Origin of the sequence: Leifsonia naganoensis, from assembly GCF_013410615.1 — a bacterium.
GTDB lineage: Bacteria > Actinomycetota > Actinomycetes > Actinomycetales > Microbacteriaceae > Leifsonia > Leifsonia aquatica.
Genome location: NZ_JACCHJ010000001.1, coordinates 2,881,223 through 2,899,484 on the forward strand (window position 1 = coordinate 2,881,223; position 18,262 = coordinate 2,899,484).

General features: G+C 70.4%; 16 protein-coding genes. 8 read left to right on the forward strand and 8 right to left on the reverse strand.

The genetic code is table 11. The features are described from left to right. Positions 1-29 precede the first annotated feature (29 nt). The 5 genes from HNR14_RS13955 to HNR14_RS13975 all read right to left on the reverse strand — a co-directional run bounded on the left by HNR14_RS13955 (position 30) and on the right by HNR14_RS13975 (position 5,820). On the reverse strand, positions 30-905 hold the full coding sequence (locus HNR14_RS13955) for a L,D-transpeptidase (protein ID WP_179701514.1): 876 nt from the start codon (positions 903-905) through the stop codon (positions 30-32). Between the two features lie 68 nt (positions 906-973). Further along, entirely contained in the window at positions 974-1,783 is an 810-nt protein-coding gene (locus HNR14_RS13960) for a hypothetical protein (RefSeq protein WP_179701515.1), read from the reverse strand. 118 nt (positions 1,784-1,901) lie between these two features. Next, positions 1,902-2,840, reverse strand: a complete 939-nt coding sequence (locus HNR14_RS13965) for an NUDIX domain-containing protein (RefSeq protein ID WP_179701516.1) — start codon at positions 2,838-2,840, stop codon at positions 1,902-1,904. Next, positions 2,837-5,035 carry an RNA degradosome polyphosphate kinase gene (locus HNR14_RS13970; protein ID WP_179701517.1) on the reverse strand — a complete coding sequence of 733 codons (2,199 nt, stop codon included), beginning with the start codon at positions 5,033-5,035 and terminating at the stop codon, positions 2,837-2,839. Before HNR14_RS13970 ends, HNR14_RS13965 begins: the two co-directional genes overlap by 4 nt. 92 nt (positions 5,036-5,127) lie before the next feature. Continuing rightward, the gene (locus HNR14_RS13975; protein WP_179701518.1) at positions 5,128-5,820 is read right to left on the reverse strand and encodes a response regulator transcription factor; all 693 of its coding nucleotides are present in this window, start codon (positions 5,818-5,820) and stop codon (positions 5,128-5,130) included. A 90-nt stretch (positions 5,821-5,910) separates the two neighbouring features. Between HNR14_RS13975 and HNR14_RS13980 the strand changes: the two genes are divergently transcribed. The 3 genes from HNR14_RS13980 (at position 5,911) to ygfZ (ending at position 8,153) form a co-directional block, all read left to right on the forward strand. Beyond that, positions 5,911-6,279 carry a hypothetical protein gene (locus HNR14_RS13980; RefSeq protein WP_246311573.1) on the forward strand — a complete coding sequence of 123 codons (369 nt, stop codon included), beginning with the start codon at positions 5,911-5,913 and terminating at the stop codon, positions 6,277-6,279. A 144-nt stretch (positions 6,280-6,423) separates the two neighbouring features. Further along, the gene (locus tag HNR14_RS13985; RefSeq protein WP_179701519.1) at positions 6,424-7,020 is read left to right on the forward strand and encodes a heme-binding beta-barrel domain-containing protein; all 597 of its coding nucleotides are present in this window, start codon (positions 6,424-6,426) and stop codon (positions 7,018-7,020) included. Beyond that, positions 7,020-8,153, forward strand: a complete 1,134-nt coding sequence (gene ygfZ, locus HNR14_RS13990) for a CAF17-like 4Fe-4S cluster assembly/insertion protein YgfZ (RefSeq protein WP_179701520.1) — start codon at positions 7,020-7,022, stop codon at positions 8,151-8,153. Before HNR14_RS13985 ends, ygfZ begins: the two co-directional genes overlap by 1 nt. 93 nt (positions 8,154-8,246) lie before the next feature. On the opposite strand, the gene HNR14_RS13995 is transcribed toward ygfZ, so the two are convergent. Next, entirely contained in the window at positions 8,247-9,065 is an 819-nt protein-coding gene (locus tag HNR14_RS13995) for a class I SAM-dependent methyltransferase (RefSeq protein ID WP_179701521.1), read from the reverse strand. Between the two features lie 40 nt (positions 9,066-9,105). Between HNR14_RS13995 and HNR14_RS14000 the strand changes: the two genes are divergently transcribed. Next, positions 9,106-9,855: a phosphoglyceromutase gene (locus HNR14_RS14000; RefSeq protein WP_179701522.1), complete on the forward strand. Its 750-nt coding sequence runs from the start codon at positions 9,106-9,108 to the stop codon at positions 9,853-9,855. An 89-nt stretch (positions 9,856-9,944) separates the two neighbouring features. On the opposite strand, the gene phoU is transcribed toward HNR14_RS14000, so the two are convergent. Continuing rightward, positions 9,945-10,601 carry a phosphate signaling complex protein PhoU gene (phoU, locus tag HNR14_RS14005; protein WP_021763854.1) on the reverse strand — a complete coding sequence of 219 codons (657 nt, stop codon included), beginning with the start codon at positions 10,599-10,601 and terminating at the stop codon, positions 9,945-9,947. 195 nt (positions 10,602-10,796) lie between these two features. Between phoU and HNR14_RS14010 the strand changes: the two genes are divergently transcribed. Together HNR14_RS14010 and HNR14_RS14015 are read left to right on the forward strand one after the other, a co-directional pair. Then, the gene (locus tag HNR14_RS14010) at positions 10,797-11,948 is read left to right on the forward strand and encodes a sensor histidine kinase (protein WP_021763855.1); all 1,152 of its coding nucleotides are present in this window, start codon (positions 10,797-10,799) and stop codon (positions 11,946-11,948) included. Beyond that, positions 11,945-12,628, forward strand: coding sequence for a response regulator transcription factor (locus HNR14_RS14015; RefSeq protein WP_021763856.1), 684 nt, complete (start codon positions 11,945-11,947; stop codon positions 12,626-12,628). The genes HNR14_RS14010 and HNR14_RS14015 overlap by 4 nt, the downstream gene beginning before the upstream one ends. Before the next feature lie 76 nt (positions 12,629-12,704). Here the strand turns inward: HNR14_RS14015 and HNR14_RS14020 are convergent, their stop codons facing one another. Next, positions 12,705-13,271, reverse strand: a complete 567-nt coding sequence (locus HNR14_RS14020) for a hypothetical protein (protein WP_343064491.1) — start codon at positions 13,269-13,271, stop codon at positions 12,705-12,707. 179 nt (positions 13,272-13,450) lie between these two features. Between HNR14_RS14020 and HNR14_RS14025 the strand changes: the two genes are divergently transcribed. Both HNR14_RS14025 and HNR14_RS14030 read left to right on the forward strand, forming a co-directional pair. Further along, positions 13,451-13,933, forward strand: a complete 483-nt coding sequence (locus HNR14_RS14025) for a CarD family transcriptional regulator (protein WP_021763858.1) — start codon at positions 13,451-13,453, stop codon at positions 13,931-13,933. A 212-nt stretch (positions 13,934-14,145) separates the two neighbouring features. Beyond that, on the forward strand, positions 14,146-18,216 hold the full coding sequence (locus HNR14_RS14030; protein ID WP_218875048.1) for a glycoside hydrolase: 4,071 nt from the start codon (positions 14,146-14,148) through the stop codon (positions 18,214-18,216). Positions 18,217-18,262 lie beyond the last annotated feature (46 nt).

The window sequence follows — 18,262 nt, forward strand, 5'->3', positions numbered from 1 at the left end:
CCTCGGTGGGATCCGCGCGTTTCCGGGGTCTACGCCACGATGCGGACGGGTGTCCCGAGCGGCAGGGCGTCGATGGCCGCGACGGCGTCGGCCCCGACGCGGATGCAGCCGTGCGAGATCGCTCCCTGCCGATCGTCCTCGTAGTGGATCCCGATGAGGCCGCCGTCACTCCCTCCGTAGGGTTCGTCGGCACCGGTGGCGTGGAGCGACGTGAGCTGGATCCGGTGCTCGGCCTGGCCCTGGGCCGGGTCGAGGTAGCGGGCCTGGAGGTACCCCGTGACGTCCGTCGGCGTGGACGTCTCCGGCGTCCCCACCCCGACGGGGAACGTCTGCTTGGCCGTGCCGGCGGCGTCGGTGATGGTGAGGGTCTGAGCGGAGACGGACACGACGATCCTGTCCGGGAGGCCGCCGACGGGTTTGAGCGCGGCGGTAGGGATCCAGGCAGCCGTCTGCGCCGGCGCCGGCGATCCGGGTGTGGCGGCCGACGGCAGGGTCTGCCTGCTCGCGGTGAGGATGAGCGACCAGGCGCCGTCGGTCGTCACCGGCACGACGATGGTCGGCTCGCCGAGGAAGTCCTTCGCCGGGACGCGTGCCACCGGCGTGCTGAAGTCCGCGCCGTACACGGCGGAGTCGAAGCCGACGGTCATGGCGAGGGAGAAGTGCGGGTTCGCCGGGGCGGCGAGGAGCCCCGGGACGACCGCGTCGTAGACGGCGGCCGGAAGAGCGGCGAGCTGCGCGGGCGACAGGGCTGCGGGGAGTGGCGGCCCGGCGGGTGCCGTCGGCGTCGGTGTCGTCGTCCGAGCCGGCGAGGGCGCGTGGCCCGTCGGTGTCGCGCCGGCCGGAGAGCACGCGGCCAGCGCGCACCCGAGCAGAAGTGCGGTCAGGCCGAACAGGAGGCGTCTCATGGTGTGCGTTCTCGACAAGGCCGGGGCGGGACGCGCGCGTCCCGCCCCGGCGGATGATCGTGCGACGGTCAGCCGCTGACGACCGGGAGGTGCGTCGTCGGCGCGTTCGCCTGACCGGCTGCGGGATCGATCCCGTCGCCGACGGCGAATCGCGGCGAGGTCCCGCCTCCCGCGGAGGCGACGGTCGGCCCGGTCACCGAGACGGTCGCCGTGAGCACGAGGTTCGAGGTCGCGCCGGTGAACGTGAAGGTGATCGGGCCGGCGACCGCCTGCCCCTGGGCGAGGTAGTAGTAACCCGTCGTCAGGTTGCCGTCCGAGTCCGCGGTCTGGTCGGCGATCCCCGGGACCGGGGTCGATGCGTAGACGGCGGTGCCGGTGATCCGCTCGCCGGGATCGAAGCCCGAGAGGGTGAAGGCGAAACCGCTCGACGGGTTCACGAACTGGTCGGTCGTGAGCTCCAGCAGGTTCGGCAGGATCGCGGCCGGCCAGCGGACGTCGAGCTCGACCGGCGCCGAGGCCGTGCCGTCGGTGTCGGTCGCGGTGACGAAGTAGTGGTCGGCGGGACCGGCCGCGAACGGCGGCGTGGCGGGGCTGAACGTGACCGACGGGAAGTCGCCCGCCGCGGTGGTCGTGGTGGTCGTGCTCCCGAGCGGAGTCGTGCCGTTGTAGGTCACCTCAATGGTGACGTCCGCGCTCGCGGCGAAGCCGGTCCCGCTGACGGTGATGCCGGAGCCCCAGCTCCCCGCTCGGTAGACCGCGTCATCGACGGTGATGGCCGCGCCGGCGGCGTTCGCCGGAGCGGCGAGCGAAAGCCCTCCGAGGACGGCCCCCACCGCCACGGCTACGATCCCGATCCGTGCAGCGAATCGATGGCTCATTCTTCCCCCTTGTTGTGTTGTGTGGTGCGGACCCGATGTCCCCCACCAGTGATCATGGCAGAGGGGTGCACGAGCCGGAGAGTTGCAGCGGTGAAGATTTCATCACGAATGCACGTACTCACACCGCCGCGGGCGCGTAGGTCTCGATCGAGATGATGCCGGAGGCGGGGTTCGTCGACGACAGGTGCACGACGGAGAAGCCGCCGGTGTCGAGATCGGCGGCGTCGTTGAGGTACGCGCCGGGCATCGTCCCCGTCGCGAGCGCGATCTCGCGCAGGATCTCCGGGAGCACCGGGCCGTGGCTGCAGAGCACCGCGTTCTTGCCGGCTCGGATGCGTTTGCCGACGACGGAGCGCACGTCGCCCTGACCCTCCTCGTATGCCTCCTGGCTGATGTCGTGGGTGCGATGCGGCTGGATCCCCGTCGCTGCGGCGAGGGGCGCGACCGTCGCGACGCAGCGGACCGCGTCGCTCGTGACGATGCGCTTCGGCCGCCAGGCCACCAGGGTCGGCACGTCTCCGGCGGCCTGCTTGACGCCCCGGTCGGTGAGGGGGCGGGAGGCGTCGGAGCCGTCCCAGCCGCCACGCGGCTCCGCCTTGCCGTGGCGCAGGGCGATGAGCGAGAACGTCGACGTGATGCCCTGGCGCAGGAAGCCGTCGAACGCGTCCAGGATCTCGACGTCGCGCTCGTAGGTGAGGTAGCCGCGCGCCTTCTTGATCGTGACCCACTCGACGGCGGCGATCTCGTTGTTCGGCACGAAGGTCGACTGCTCGATGGCCTTCGGGGACACCTCGGCGGCCCAGTAGTGGACGATCTTCTCGCGTCCGCTGCTGAGCGGATAGCGGGAGACGCCGAGGGGGAGGCCGAGACCGACCTTCAGCCCGGTCTCCTCGCGGATCTCGCGGATCGCCGTCTGGGGCAGAGTCTCGCCGGGGTCGACCTTGCCCTTGGGGATGGTGACGTCGCCGTACTTGGTGCGGTGCACGACGAGCACGACGATGCGATCGTCGACGACCCGCCAGCACAGGGCACCAGCGGCGTAGATGGCCGGACTCACCGCCTGCTTCCCGTGCGCTGGCTTCGCGGACGGTGGCTGATCTGCTGCATGAGTTTATTCTGCAGGTCGATCAGCGGTTTGCCGTCCTCGTCGAGGTGGTGCCGGGTCCAGTCGCCGTCCTCGGCGAGCGACCACGAGGCGGTGCGGCCGTCGAAGGCGAGGTCGAACAGACCGTCGAGCTCGGCGATGTGCTCGGGCGACGTCAGGCGCACGAGGGCCTCGACGCGGCGGTCGAGGTTGCGGTGCATCATGTCGGCGCTGCCGATGTAGACCTGGGGGTCGCCGTCGTTGACGAAGGAGAACACGCGGGAGTGCTCGAGGTAGCGGCCCAGCACGGAGCGGACGCGGATGTTCTCCGACAGCCCCTCACGGCCGGGGACGAGGCCGCAGATGCCGCGCACCCACAGGTCGATCGGCACGCCGGCCTGGCTGGCACGGTAGAGCGCGTCGATGATCGCCTCGTCGACGATGGAGTTGAGCTTGATCCGGATGCCGGACGGCTTGCCCGCGGCGGCGTTCGCGCGCTCGGTATCGATGCGCTTGAGCAGTCCCTTGCGGAGGTGGAGGGGCGCCACGAGGAGTCGCTTGAACTTCTTCTCGATGGCGTAGCCCGAGAGCTCGTTGAAGAGACGCGTGAGGTCTTTGCCCACCTGGTCGTCGGCCGTCAGCAGGCCGAGGTCCTCGTAGATGCGCGACGTCTTGGGGTTGTAGTTGCCTGTGCCGATGTGGCTGTAGTGCTTGAGGACGCCCTTCTCCTCGCGGATGACGAGCGCGAGCTTGCAGTGGGTCTTGAGCCCGACGAGACCGTAGACGACGTGCACGCCGGCCTTCTCGAGCTTGCGGGCCCACGAGATGTTGTTCTGCTCGTCGAACCGTGCCTTGATCTCCACGAGGGCGAGGACCTGCTTGCCTGCCTCGGCCGCATCGATGAGCGCCTCCACGATGGGGCTGTCGCCCGACGTGCGGTACAGCGTCTGCTTGATGGCGAGCACGTGCGGGTCGGCTGCGGCCTGCTCCAGGAACGCCTGGACGCTGGTCGCGAACGACTCGTAGGGGTGGTGCAGCAGGATGTCGCCGCGCGAGACCGCCGCGAAGACGTTGGGCTTGGCGTTCGGCTCGGTCGGCATGAGCTGCGCGGCCGTGGTCGGCACGTGGTTCGGGTAGTGGAGGTCCGGCCGGTCGATGCGGGCCAGATCGAAGAGTCCGCCGAGATCCAGCGGCGCGGGGAGGCGGTAGACCTCCTGCTCGGTGACGTCGAGCTCGCGCACGAGCAGCCCGAGCGTCACGTCGTCCATGTCGTCGGTGACCTCGAGCCGGATCGGCGGCCCGAACCGGCGGCGCAGCAGCTCGCGCTCGAGCGCCTGGATGAGGTTCTCCGTCTCGTCCTCGTCGACCTCCACATCCTCGTTGCGGGTCACCCGGAAGACGTGGTGATCGAGGATCTCCATGCCGGGGAAGAGGTCGCCGAGGTGGTTGGCGATCAGGTCCTCGAGGGGGATGAACCGCACCTCGCCGAGCCCTTCGCGCTGGTCGATGCGCACGAAGCGAGGGAGCATCTGGGGCACCTTGAGACGCGCGAACTGCTCCTTGCCCGTGCGGGAGTTGCGCACGCGCACGGAGAGGTTGAGCGAGAGTCCCGAGATGTAGGGGAACGGGTGCGCCGGGTCGACCGCGAGCGGCATCAGCACCGGGAAGATCTGCTGCGAGAACACCTCGCGCATCTGGGCGCGATCGGCCTCGTCGAGCTGGTCCCACGGCACGACGGAGATGCCGGCGGCGTCGAGGTCGGGCTCCACCAGCTCGCGGTAGGCGCGGGCGTGCCGCTCCTGCAGCTCGTGCGCCTTCAGGGAGATGTCGGCGAGGACGTCCTGCGGGGCGCGCCCCACGTTGGTGGGAACGGCCAGACCGGTCGCGATGCGGCGCTTGAGTCCGGCCACGCGGACCATGAAGAACTCGTCGAGGTTGCTCGCGAAGATGGCGAGGAAGTTGGCGCGCTCGAGCACGGGCACCAGCGGATCCTCCGCGAGCTCGAGCACGCGCTGGTTGAACGCCAGCCAGCTGATCTCGCGGTCGAGGTACCGGTCGTCCGGCAGGTCCGGGTCGGGCTCGTAGATGAAGGGCGCGAAGTCGTCGTCGAAATCGCTGCCCAGGCTTCCGGTCAGCCCGCTGTCGAGGAGGATGTCATCGGCGTCCATCCCCCCATCTTGGCACTCGCCTGCGACGTCGGGGACGGGGTCCGGTTAACGGTGGATAAACGCGCTCTCCACAGTGCGGCGCTGGACGCCGGTCAGTGGTGGACGCTCGACGGCACGCGGTCGTTGTCGTCGTCGTACACGTTGAACCGGTAGCCGACGTTGCGCACCGTGCCGATGAGCGACTCCAGGTCGCCGAGCTTCGCGCGCAGGCGTCGCACGTGCACGTCGACGGTGCGGGTGCCGCCGAAGTAGTCGTAGCCCCACACCTCGCTGAGCAGCTGCTCGCGGGTGAACACCCGGGAGGGGTGGGTCGCGAAGAAGCGGAGCAGCTCGAACTCCTTGAACGTCAGGTCGAGCTGGCGACCGTGCGCCTTGGCCGAGTAGCTGGCCTCGTCGATCGTGATCCCCGAGGCCTGGATCTTGCTCTGCGAGTGCTCCTGCGTCTGGCGGCCGATGGCGAGACGGATGCGGGCATCCACCTCGGCGGGGCCGGCGGAGTCGAGCACCACGTCGCTCGCGCCCCAGTCCGCGCTCACGGCGGTCAGGCCGCCCTCGGTGAGGACCAGCAGAAGCGGCACGGTCACACCGGTCGTGGTCAGGATCTTGCAGAGCGACTTCGCACTGGCCAGGTCGCGGCGGGCGTCGACGAAGATGAGGTCGCAGCTCGGGGCGTTCACGAGCGCCGCCGGTTCGGCGGGGATCTGGCGCGTGCGATGACTGAGGAGGGCGAGCGAAGGCAGCACCTCCACGTCGGGCGCAGAGGTGAGGATCAACAGCTGCGCCACCCAGGTCCTCCACCCTCTCGGTGCCGTAATGCTACCCGAAATGCATGCCCCGGCCGTCCGCGGGGGCCGCGCTCAGGGCACAATGGGTTCATGAGCGACATCGCGAACGGCGCGCCCGGGCCGGATCTGCCCGGTCCCGGTCCGCATCCGCAGGGCCCCGCCGCGGCCGTCGAGCCGCCGGAGCCGATGCCGCGACCCGCTCTCTACGGCAGCGTCGGCTCCGTCTGGGCCGTCTCGATCGTGCTCGCGGTGCTCATCGGCGTCCTCTCACCGCACAGCGCATACGCCTCCTGGCTCTCGCTCGCCCTGGGCGTGAGCGTGCTCCTGGCGTTCGCGGCCCAGCTCGCGACCCAGCGCAAGGACGGCTTCGTCAACCGCCTGGCGGCGACGCTCACGGGCAGCTTCGTCATCCTCGGGGTCACCGGAGCGGTCCTCGCCATCGTCTCGGCCGCCGGCTGACATAGACTCTCCGTATGCTCGTCGCTCTCGAACTCCTCTTCGTCGGCCTGCTGGGCCTGGCCACCCTCGCGATCCTCGGCGTCTCCGGACTGGTCGTCTACAACCTCTTCCGCGGCCAGCGCTAGGCGGGGGAGCGGTCACGTCATGATCGAGATCCCGACCGACCTCCCCTCCGAGCTGGTGCCGCTCTCCTGGCTCATCGGCGTCTGGGAGGGCACCGGCGTGCTCGACTACGCCATCGGCGACGAGCACACCGAGCTCGAGTTCGGCCAGCGCGTGAGCTTCAGCCACGACGGCCAGCCGTACCTGAACTACTCGTCGACCTCCTGGATCCTCGACGAGGAGAAGACCCCGCTCGCGGCCGAGACCGGCTACTGGCGGCTCAGTCGCAAACTGATCGAGGGCGACCAGGGGCCGGCGATGCTGCCGGGCTCCGGCCCGAGGCCGTTTGGCACGGCGCAGGCGGTCGAGACGCTGCGCAACTCCAACGGCGCCTTCGACATCGACGTCTCCGTCATCCACCCGGACGGGGTCAGCGAGCTCTACCTCGGCCAGGTGAGCGGGCCGCGCATCGACCTGGCGACCGACGCCGTCGTGCGCACCGCAGGCGCCAAGGAGTACACGGCGGCCACTCGCCTGTACGGGCTCGTCGAGAACCACCTCCTCTGGGCGTGGGACATCGCCGCGCTCGGCCAGGAGCTCCGGACGCACGCGTCCGCCCGCCTCGCCAAGGCGGAGTGATGACCCCCTCGCCGTTCCTCCGCCTGCCCGGCGCCGTCGACGCTGCCGCGATTCCGGGAGCGACGGCCGAGGCCGGCGTCCCCGCCCACTACGGCAACCCGCTCGGGGAGCAGCGCGCGCTCGCCGAGGGCCGTGCCATCGTCGACCTCTCCGACCGCGCCGTCCTCACCATCACCGGACCGGACCGGCTGAGCTGGCTTAACTCGCTGACCAGCCAGGCGCTCACCCGCCTGCAGCCCGGGGAGTCGTCCGAGACGCTGCTGCTGGATGTGACCGGCCGGGTCGAGCACGCGGTCCGGCTCGTCGAAGACGGCGAGACGCTCTGGCTGCTCGTCGACCGCCCCGAGGCCGAGGGCCTGCTGTCGTGGCTCGACCGGATGCGCTTCATGCTCCGCGTCGAACTCGCCGACCGCAGCGACGACCTCGCGACGGTCGGCACCCTCGGCGATCCGCCCCTCCCCATCGCCGCGCCGAACGGGGTGCCGCTCATCTGGCACGATCCGTGGCGCGCCGTGGCGGTCGGAGGCCACCAGTACGCGCAGGGCGAGCATCCCGGAGCCGGCTGGACCTGGAGCGAGCGGCTCGTCCCGCGGGACGCGTTGGAGTCGATCGTCGCCCGCGTCGAGAGCGGCGAGCTGACCGCCGCCGGCGCCTCGGCGGCCGACGCTCTGCGCATCGCCGCCTGGCGGCCGCGGTTCTCCACCGAGGTCGACGAGCGCACCATCCCGCATGAGCTCGACTGGCTGCGCAGCGCCGTCCACCTCGACAAGGGCTGCTACCGCGGGCAGGAGACGGTGGCGAAGGTCCACAACCTCGGCCACCCGCCCCGCCGCCTCGTGATGCTGCACCTGGACGGCTCCGAGGGTGCGCACCCGGTGCGCGGCGCCTCGGTCTCGCTGGGCGAGAAGGAGGTCGGCACGGTGACCTCCACCGCCCTGCACTACGAGCTCGGGCCGATCGCGCTCGCCGTCGTGAAGCGCAGCACCGCCCCGGACGAGACGCTCACGGTCGACGCCGACGGCACGCTGGTGGCGGCCGCACAGGAGGTCGTCGTGCCTCCCGGTGCCGGGGCCGAGGCGCAGATCCCGCACCTCCCGCGCCTCGGCGCGGTCACGCGCCGCCCGCGCGACTGAGCATTACCGCATCCCTCCCGCACATTTGCACCAAATGTCGCGAATGCGGCGCCCAAACTCGACATTTGGGCCAAATGTGGGGCGGCCGAGGCGTCACGCGGGCGCGACGGCGCTCCACGCGACGGTCAGCTCGCCGAGCCGCCAGCGCGAGCGGCCGCCGCTGATGGGCCAGCCGGCGTCGCGCATGCCCTGCGCGACGGCGATCCAGCGCTGCGATGGTCCGTAGGCCGCCAGTGGCGAGTGGATGCGCCACAACCGGTCCAGCTCGGTCAGGAACGCGTGCACGCGCTCGCCCGGCACGTTGCGGTGGATGAGCGCCTTCGGTAAGCGTTCCGCCACCACGGACGGCGCCTCCAACCCGCGGAGGCGCAGCGACACCGTGAGGGAGACCGGTCCGCCGGGATCGAGCGCGACCCAGCTCGCGATGCGCCCGATCTCGTCGCACGTGCCCTCGACGAGCAGTCCGCCGGGCTGGAGCCGCGCCAGCATCCGGTTCCACGCGGCCGCGACCTCCCCCTCGTCGTACTGCCGCAGCACGTTGAACGCGCGGATCACGGCCGCGCGTCGCTCGTCCGGTAGCGGCACCTCGAAGCCGCCGAGGGCGAAGCGGATGCGCGCGTCGGGCGCGAAGCCGGTCTGCCCGGCGCGCACCGCCACGAGCTGCTCCTCGGCGGTGCGCACCCGGGCCGGCTCGATCTCCAGGCCGACGACCTCGACATCCGGTCGCGCCTTCGCCAGCCGCTGGTGCAGTTCGAGCGCGGTCACGCCGCTGGCGCCGTAGCCGAGGTCGACGACGAGCGGGTCGTGGGTACGCCGGAGCACCGGCTGGGCCGCGACCCAGCGGTCGACACGGCGCAGCCGGTTGGTGTTGGTCGTGCCACGCGTCACCGTGCCGATCGCACCGGAAGCCATCGCTCCAGTCTGCCGTACCCGGCACGGTAGATTAGGAGCCATGTCCGCGCCCTACACTTTGATCCTCCTCCGCCACGGCAACAGCGAGTGGAACCAGAAGAACCTGTTCACCGGCTGGGTGGACGTCCGGCTCAGCGAGCAGGGCGTCACCGAGGCCAAGCGTGCCGGCGAGCTGCTCGCCGAGTCCGGCCTGCAGCCCGACATCCTCTACACGTCCGTGCTCACGCGCGCGATCCAGACCGCGAACTACGCGCTCGACGTCTCCGACCGGCTCTGGATCGACGTGAAGCGCACGTGGCGACTCAACGAGCGCCACTACGGCGCCCTGCAGGGCCTGGACAAGGCCGAGACGCTGGAGAAGTACGGCCCCGAGCAGTTCCAGCTCTGGCGCCGCTCGTTCGACGTGCCGCCGCCGCCCCTCGACGACGACAGCGAGTTCTCGCAGGCGCACGACCCTCGCTACGCCGGCCTCGGCGACGACCTGCCGCGCACCGAGTGCCTGAAGGACGTCATCGAGCGCATGCTCCCGTACTGGGAGTCCGACATCACGGTCAGCCTCGCGGAGGGCAAGACGGTGCTCGTCACCGCGCACGGCAACTCGCTGCGGGCGCTGGTGAAGCACCTCGACGGCATCTCGGACGACGACATCGCCGAGCTCAACATCCCGACCGGCATCCCCCTGGTCTACAAGCTCGACGCGGACTTCCGCCCGACCGAGCCGGCCTACTACCTCGACCCGGAGGCCGCCGCCGCCGGTGCCGCCGCGGTCGCCGCGCAGGGCAAGAAGTAGCCGCCAGCCCCCGAGCACAGGAAAAGGGCTCCCGAATCGACGATTCGGGAGCCCTTTTCCTGTGCTCGGCGGCTACGGAGCGGGTGGGTTCAGGAGGCGAGCTCGGGAGCCCAGTCGCCGGTCGCGAGGTACTGCACCTTCTTGGCGATCGAGACCGCGTGGTCCGCGAAGCGCTCGTGGTACCGGGAGGCGAGGGTCGCGTCGACGGTGTCGACGGCCTGACCCTTCCAGGTCTCGCCGAGGACCTTGTCGAACACGCTGGCGTGCAGCTCGTCGACGTCGTCGTCGTCGTTGCGGATCTCGTCCGCGAGTCGGATGTCCTGGGAGCGCAGGAGCTCGGCGAGCTTCTCCGCGATGGCGACGTCGAGGCGCCCCATCTCGGCGAAGGTGCTGCGCAGGCCTTTCGGCACGACCTTGTCGGGGAAGCGGTAGCGGGAGAGCTGGGCGATGTGCTCGGCCATGTCGCCCATCCGCTCGAGCGACGCGCTGATGCGCAGCGCGCTCACGACGATGCGCAGGTCGCGCGCGACCGGCTGCTGCCGGGCGAGGATCTGGATGGAGAGTTCGTCGAGGAGCACGGTGAGCTCGTCGATCTTCTTGTCGTTGGCGATGACGTCCTCGGCGAGCGACACGTCGGACTCGTTGAAGGCCCGCGTCGCATCCTGGATCGAGCGGACGACGAGCTCGGCGATCTCGACCAGGCGGTCCTGGACTTCGGCCAGCTCCTGCTGGAAAACTTCGCGCATGGGGGGTGGGATCCTTCCTGGGCGTGCGCGGGCACGCGGGATGCGGGGGTCGAATGACCCCGCTCAGCATGTTCGCCGCACCAGGTTAACAGTGGGTGACCTGAGCCCGAACACTGTCTAACGTACCCGCGAAAACACGCGGCGGAACGGGGCACGCGGCCACCCGCGCGTTCCGCCATCCCATACGCTTGCCGCATGGACTCCGCCTGGTTGGTGCTGCTCTCGCTGGGCTTGGGCCTCGCCGTCGGCGCCGGATTCGTGTGGATCCTGCACATCGCCGCCCGGCGCGGCGACCACGCCGCGGCCGTGGTGAACCCGGCCGTGCCCGACGGCGTCGACCAGGTGCTCGACGCGATGGAGTCGGCCGGCGTCGTGATCGACCCGTCCAACAACGTGATCAAGGCCTCCCCGGGCGCGCACGCCATCGGCCTGGTGTGGGGGGGGACGTTGGTGCACCCGCACCTCGTCGAGCTCGTCGACCGCGTCCGCCGCTCCGGCGAACCGGTGACGGAGGAGTGCGAGCTGGCCCGCGGCCCGTTCGGCGACGCGAACATCCATCTGAGCGTGCGGGTCGCCCGCCTCGGGTCCCGCTACATCCTGCTGCTCGCGGAGGACCGCACGGAGTCGTTCCGCCTCGACTCGGTGCGCCGCGACTTCGTGGCGAACATCAGCCACGAGCTGAAGACCCCGATCGGCGCGGTCGGCCTGCTCGCAGAGGCCCTGGACGGCGCCTCCGACGATCCCGAGCAGGTACGGCGGTTCGCGCACCGGTTGAGCGAGGAGGCGGACCGCCTGGCCCGCATCACCCGCGACATCATCGAGCTCAGCCGGCTGCAGGCCACCGATGCGCTCGGCGACGCCCGCACCCTCTCCGCCGCGAAGATCGTGAAGGCCGCCATCGACCAGAACCGGGTGGCGGCGGAGGCGCGCGGCATCGAGATCGCCATGCGCGGGGAGAAGGCCGCGGAGGTGCTCGGCAACGAGAGCCTGCTCGTCACCGCGGTCGACAACCTCATCTCCAACGCCATCCAGTACTCGCCGGACGAGTCCCGCGTCGGCATCGGCGTCCGCACCCTCGACGGCGTCGTCGAGATCGCGGTCACCGACCAGGGCGAGGGCATCCCGGAGGACGACCTGGACCGCGTGTTCGAGCGGTTCTTCCGGGTCGACCAGGCCCGCTCGCGCAACACGGGCGGCACGGGCCTCGGCCTGTCGATCGTCAAGCACGCCGTGCAGAACCACGGCGGCGAGGTGCGCGTCTGGTCGCAGCCCGGCCGCGGCTCCACCTTCACCATCCGGCTGCCCGAAGCCTCCACCGTTCGTCCCCCGATAGGAGAGAACCTGTGACATCCATCCTGCTCGTCGAGGATGAGGCCGCGCTCAGCGAGCCGCTCGCGTACCTGCTCGGCCGTGAGGGCTACGAGGTGACCGTGGCCGAGGACGGCCCGACCGCCCTCGCCGAGTTCGACAAGGGCGGCGCCGACCTGGTGCTGCTCGACCTGATGCTCCCGGGCATCCCGGGCACCGAGGTCTGCCGCGAGATCCGCTCGCGCTCGAACGTGCCGATCATCATGCTGACCGCCAAGGACTCCGAGGTGGACATCGTCGTGGGGCTGGAACTCGGGGCCGACGACTACGTGACCAAGCCGTACTCGTCGCGCGAGCTGCTCGCCCGCATCCGCGCGGTGCTCCGCCGCCGGGTCGACGCGGAGGAGCTCGAGGACGACGGCATCCTGGAGGCCGGTACCGTCCGCATGGACGTGGACCGCCACACCGTCGCCGTGAACGGCTCCGAGATCTCCATGCCGCTGAAGGAATTCGAGCTGCTGGAGCTGCTGCTCCGCAACGCCGGGCGCGTGCTCACCCGCGGTCAGCTCATCGACCGGGTGTGGGGGAGCGACTACTTCGGAGACACGAAGACGCTCGACGTGCACATCAAGCGCATCCGGTCGCGCATCGAGGAGAGCCCCTCCGAGCCCCAGATGCTCGTGACGGTGCGCGGCCTCGGCTACCGCTTCAACGCCTGACGCGCGGTCTCGACCGCGGAACGACGAAGCCGCCCCTCGCAGTGAGGGGCGGCTTCGTCGTACGTGGTGGCGCGGACTACGGAGCAGCGGTCTCCGTCGGAGCCGGAGTCGACGTCTCTCCCGGCGTCGGGACGGCGGTCGGCGTGGCCGTCGGCAGTGCGGTCGGCGGGACGAGGTCCCCGTACTCGGGGAGCGCGCCGTCGAGGACGGGCACCTGCAGCTGGACGCCGGTCTGGTCGCCGTACTGGAAGTAGACGGGGAAGAGGCTGCCGGGGAGCGTCGAGAACGGCGAGAAGAAGACGTTGCCGGAGGTCGACTTCGGCTCGGTGCCGACCTTCTTGGTCTGGCCGGCGTCGACGGTCACGTACGCGGGCTCGGTGCTCTTGTCACCGGCCGTGACGGTGACGCGCTGAGCGGTCGAGCCGGTGTTCACGAGGGTCACGACGAGGCTGCCGACCGTGCCGCCGGACGCGTCGGTGACGATGATCGCGTTGCGCACGTCGATGGTGCCGACGCTGCCGCTGACGCCGTCGCTCGCGTCGTAGTGCTTGGTGGTGGCCTGCGGGGCGATGAGGCCGCAGCCCGCGGTGCCGAATGCAACCGTCAGGGCGAGGACGACGGACGCCGCGACTCGAGCTTTCACTGGATGACCCTCCCGATCGTTCCGCTCGACGGCGCGGTGCAGCCTTGTCAGAAAGCGGAGATTCGAGTCGAGTTTAGCGTATGCGCGAGGGCGCTTCGGGGGCCCGGGAGGGTGCGAGGGCGAACCTTAGCATGTGCCTCGTGTGGTATCCTATTCTTTGCTGAAGGGACAACATATCTATGCTTTTCGAGGTTGGCGAAACCGTCGTTTACCCCCATCACGGTGCTGCAACGATCACCGAGGTCAAGAAACGAATCATCAAGGGTGAAGAGAAGCTGTACCTCAAGCTCAACGTGACCCAGGGAGACCTGACCATCGAGGTCCCCGCTGAGAACGTCGACCTCGTCGGCGTCCGCGACGTGATCGGCAAAGAGGGCCTGGACCGCGTCTTCGAGGTCCTGCGCGCTCCGTTCACCGAGGAGCCCACCAACTGGTCCCGCCGATACAAGGCGAACCTGGAGAAGCTGGCGTCGGGCGACGTCATCAAGGTCTCGGAGGTCGTGCGCGACCTCTGGCGCCGCGATCAGGACCGCGGCCTCTCGGCCGGCGAGAAGCGCATGCTGGCGAAGGCTCGCCAGATCCTGATCTCCGAGCTCGCCCTGGCGGAGAAGACCGATGACGAGAAGGCCTCCAGCCTGCTCGACGAGGTCCTCGCGTCCTAGCGACTCACCTGCTTTTTCCTGCGGCCCCGCGACCTTCCTGGTCGCGGGGCCGCATACGTTGTGGGGACATGTCGCCGCGGGAATGCGCGCCGTCATGTGACGCCCGCTCCGAGATCAGGCGTTGACTTCGGCGGGAGGCGTAGGCCAGACTCGGCCATGTTGACGTAAACATGTTGACGTCAACATCACCAGAATCGAAAGGTCACCTGACAGTGTCGTCACGTCTTCGACGGCTGCTGCTCGCCTCTTTCGCCGTCGGCTCCCTCGCCGCGGCCGGAAGCGTGGTCAGCATCCCGGCTCCTCCGAACCCCGCCGCAGCAGCCACCGCCACCGCGGTCAGCATCACTCCGAACCCCGCCTATCAGAACGCCGCGTTCGAGGGCTGGGGCACCAGCCTCGTCTGGTTCGCGAACGCGACCGGCGGGTATCCCGAGGCCGTGCGCCAGGACCTGTTCGACAAGGTCTTCGGCAGTGACGGGCTCAACCTCAACATCGCTCGGTACAACATCGGCGGCGGCAACGCCACCGACGTGCCTTCCTACCTGCGGGCCGGCGGCGCCGTCGACGGCTGGTGGAACCCGGACGTGACCGCCACAGACGCCCAGGGCGCCATCACGAGCACCTACGCCGACCGCGACCGCCTCGCCGCGGCCTGGGATGCGGACGACCCCGCCTCCTACGACTTCACCGCCGATGCGACCCAGCGCTGGTGGATCGACGCGCTGAAGGACAAGATCACGAAGTGGGAGGCGTTCAGCAATTCCCCGCCGTACTTCATGACCAACAGCGGCTACGTCTCCGGCAACTTCAACGCCTCGAGCGACCAGCTGAAGACCTCGAGCGTCTCGGACTACGTCACGTACCTGAAGACGGTCGTGCAGCACATCGAGCAGACCAGCGGGATCAGCTTCGACACCATCGACCCGTTCAACGAGCCGAACACGAACTACTGGGGCACGACCATCGACTCCGCGACCGGCTGGCCGAAGAAGGGCGGCCAGGAGGGCGCCCACATCGGGCCCGCGCTGCAGGACACGGTGATCAAGGCGCTGCAGGCCGAGCTCGCGAAGAGCGGGACGACCACCGACGCCAGCATCTCGGCGATGGACGAGACCAACCCCTCCACCTTCATCACCGACTGGAACGGCTGGTCGCAGCAGTCGAAGGCGGCCGTCGACCAGCTCAACGTGCACACCTACGGGACGAGCGGCCGCACCCAGGTGCGCGACGTCGCGAAGGCCAACGGCAAGGACCTCTGGATGAGCGAGGTCGAGGGCGACTGGGACGGCACCGGCGTCAACAACCAGACCAACATCAACAACGGCATCGGCATGGCGACGCACATCACGGACGACCTGCGCGAGCTCGAGCCGAGCGCCTGGGTCTTCTGGCAGCCGGTCGAGGACTACTACAACATGCAGAAGGTCGAGAAGCTCAACTGGGGCAGCATCGACATCGACTTCGACTGCAACGCCGACGGGAACTCGGTGCGCCGTCTCGCCGACGGCGACGCGGACCCGTCGTGCAAGGTCGTGACGAACGCCAAGTACAACACCGTGCGCAACTTCACGCACTACATCCGCCCGGGCGACCACATCATCCCGTCGACGAACACCGCGACCACGACCGCCCTCGGTGCGGACGGCACGACGGTCACGCTCGTCCACACGAACGCCGGCACCACGCCCGAGGACCTCACTCTCGACCTCACGAAGTTCGGCGTCGTCGACGCCGGTGCGACGGTCACCCCGATCGTCACCACCGAGTCGCCCGCCAGCGATCCGACGGCGAACGCCCTGGTGGAGAAGGCGGCGATCCCGGTCGACGCGGGGGCGAAATCCGCCCGCGTCACGGTGCCGGCGAAGTCGGTCACCACCCTCGTCGTGCGCGGCGTGCACGGTGTCGCCGAGACGGCCGTCCCGCTGCAGGACGGCCACTCCTACCAGCTGCGCGGCGTGCAGAGCGGGAAGAACCTGACGGGCAGCGCCACCGGCACCGCGACCATCACCTCGTCCGCGACCACGGCGTCGGCGGCCTCCACCCAGGCGTGGACCGTGCGCAAGCTGACGTCCGGCGCGGCGAACACCGAGCGCTACACCCTGCAGGACGGCTCCGGCCGGTACCTCACGGCGACCTCCGCCGGGACCGCCGTGAAGGCGCTCGCGGACGGTGCGGCCGCGACCGACGCGTCGGCGCAGTGGATGCTGTCCACCGTCGACGGCGCGCGGTACAGCCTCCTGAGCGTCGCCGCCGGCTCGGTGCTCGACGTGGGCGGTCAGTCGACCGCCGAGAACGCCCCGGTCGGCGTCTACGGATCGAATACGGGCGCGAACCAGCTCTGGACGCTCCAGGACACGGCGCTCGTCTCGGTGCAGCCGGTCGCCGTCGCGACCCTCGCGGGGACTGCTCCGGCTCTCCCGTCGACGGTGGTCCCGGTCTACCGCGGCGGTGCGGGTTCGCCCGTCCTGGTCACCTGGAACACGGCCGGCATCGATTGGAGCACGCCGGGCACGATCACGGTGCACGGCTCCGGGACCGACCTCTACGGCCAGGCCTTCGACTCCGCGATCGCGACGGTGGATGTCGGCGGCTACAGCCGCACGGACCCGGTGTCGCTCACCACGTTCGCGGGCGCGTCCGCGGCAACGGTTCGCGCGGCGGCCCCCGCCACGGTGCCCGCCCACGTCGGAGCCTCCGGTGCGACGCATGATGCCGCCGTGACCTGGGACTGGAGCGGCGTCACGGATGCGACGCTCGCGAACCCCGGCGTCGTGACGGTCCCGGGGACCGCGGCGTCCAACGACCCGGCGGCTCCGGCGCTCCCGGCGACCCTGTCGCTGATCGTCACCACCCCGTCGGAGCGCAACGTCGCCGTCGACACCACGACGAAGGCGACCGCGACCTCCACCGAGTCCGGCTACTCCGCCGACAACACCCGCAACGGCAACCTCGCCGACAAGGGCTGGTCGAACTGGGTGTCGACGAACAAGCCGACCTCGAGCACGCTCACGTACGACCTGGGCGGCACGCAGACGGTGAACCACGTCACGCTCTACGCCTACAAGGACGGTTCGACCACGAGCTGGCCGAGCCAGATCACCGTCCAGTACGCGGACGCCTCCGGCAACTGGCTCGACGCTCCGGGCTCGCCGACCGCCGTGCCGATCCCGGCCGACGGGACGGCGCCGATCGTCGACGTCGCGCTCGGCGGCGTGAACACCTCGAAGGTGCGGATCGTGATGACCGCGTACGCCAACACGCACATGACGATCGCCGAGGTGCAGATCTACGCCCGGACCGCGGGCGCGGGAACCGTCGCCGGCCTCGCCGCGCTCAGCGTCGGCGGCGACCCGGTCGCCGGGTTCGCGACCGGCACCACCGGTTACACCGTCGCGACCCGCGGGGCGGCCGTTCCGCAGGTCGCGGCCGTGCCGGTGGACGCCAAGGCGAAGACCGTCGTCACCCAGCCCTCCGCGACCAACGGCTACGTCGGCTCCGTCGTCGTCACCAGTGAGGACGGTTCCGCGACGAGCACCTACACGGTGACGTTGGCGCGGGAGATCGTGCTCATGGTGCCCGACCTCGCCGGCGCTCGTGTCGCCGAGCCGGTGACGGCGACTCCGTCGACGGATCCCGCGGGGGCGACCCTGCGGTACACCTGGCTGGTGGACGGCGTCGCGGTCGTGACCGACGCGGCTGCAGCCTCCTACACGCCGCAGCCCGCGGACGAGGGACTGCCGCTGAGCGTCTCCGTCACGGCGACCGCGGACGGGTTCGCGCCCGCCACGATCGCCTCGAACACGGTGGTGGTGGGGGCCAAGGCACCCGACCCGGTCGCAACCGTCTCGGGAGTGACGGACGCCGCCGGACACGCGCTGACCGACGGAGCGACACTGAAGCCGGGGGATGCCGTGACCGTCGCGGTCGACCCGACGGTGGTCGGGACGGAGTACGCGCTCGAGTTCCACTCGACGCCGGTCACGATTGCGTCCGCGGTCGGCGACGGCCGGGCGGTCACCCTGCTCGGCACCATCCCGGTGGATGCGACGGCCGGCTCCCACCGACTCGTCGTCCGCACGGCGGCCGGTGAGCTGTGGAGCATCGGCGTCGTGATCGAGGCGACCGGCACGACCGGTGCGACCGGTGGAGGCGCGGCGGCCGCCGGCGGCCTCGCCGACACGGGCAGCACGCTCCCGGTCGCGGCCGCGGCACTGGCGCTCCTCCTGATCGGGGGCGGCGCGACGGCGCTGCTGATCCGGGGACGACGCCGCCGCGCGGCCTGACCCCTCCCGGCGCCCCTGCCGTCCGGCCCACGCCGGGCGGCAGGGG

Bases quoted from the DNA above. Each gene is read 5' to 3' on its own strand.
- HNR14_RS13955 (WP_179701514.1), bottom strand. From the start codon at position 905: ATGAGACGCCTCCTGTTCGGCCTGACCGCACTTCTGCTCGGGTGCGCG.
- HNR14_RS13960 (WP_179701515.1), bottom strand. From the start codon at position 1,783: ATGAGCCATCGATTCGCTGCACGGATCGGGATCGTAGCCGTGGCGGTG.
- HNR14_RS13970 (WP_179701517.1), bottom strand. From the start codon at position 5,035: ATGGACGCCGATGACATCCTCCTCGACAGCGGGCTGACCGGAAGCCTG.
- HNR14_RS13980 (WP_246311573.1), top strand. From the start codon at position 5,911: ATGAGCGACATCGCGAACGGCGCGCCCGGGCCGGATCTGCCCGGTCCC.
- HNR14_RS13985 (WP_179701519.1), top strand. From the start codon at position 6,424: ATGATCGAGATCCCGACCGACCTCCCCTCCGAGCTGGTGCCGCTCTCC.
- ygfZ (WP_179701520.1), top strand. From the start codon at position 7,020: ATGACCCCCTCGCCGTTCCTCCGCCTGCCCGGCGCCGTCGACGCTGCC.
- HNR14_RS13995 (WP_179701521.1), bottom strand. From the start codon at position 9,065: ATGGCTTCCGGTGCGATCGGCACGGTGACGCGTGGCACGACCAACACC.
- HNR14_RS14000 (WP_179701522.1), top strand. From the start codon at position 9,106: ATGTCCGCGCCCTACACTTTGATCCTCCTCCGCCACGGCAACAGCGAG.
- phoU (WP_021763854.1), bottom strand. From the start codon at position 10,601: ATGCGCGAAGTTTTCCAGCAGGAGCTGGCCGAAGTCCAGGACCGCCTG.
- HNR14_RS14010 (WP_021763855.1), top strand. From the start codon at position 10,797: ATGGACTCCGCCTGGTTGGTGCTGCTCTCGCTGGGCTTGGGCCTCGCC.
- HNR14_RS14025 (WP_021763858.1), top strand. From the start codon at position 13,451: ATGCTTTTCGAGGTTGGCGAAACCGTCGTTTACCCCCATCACGGTGCT.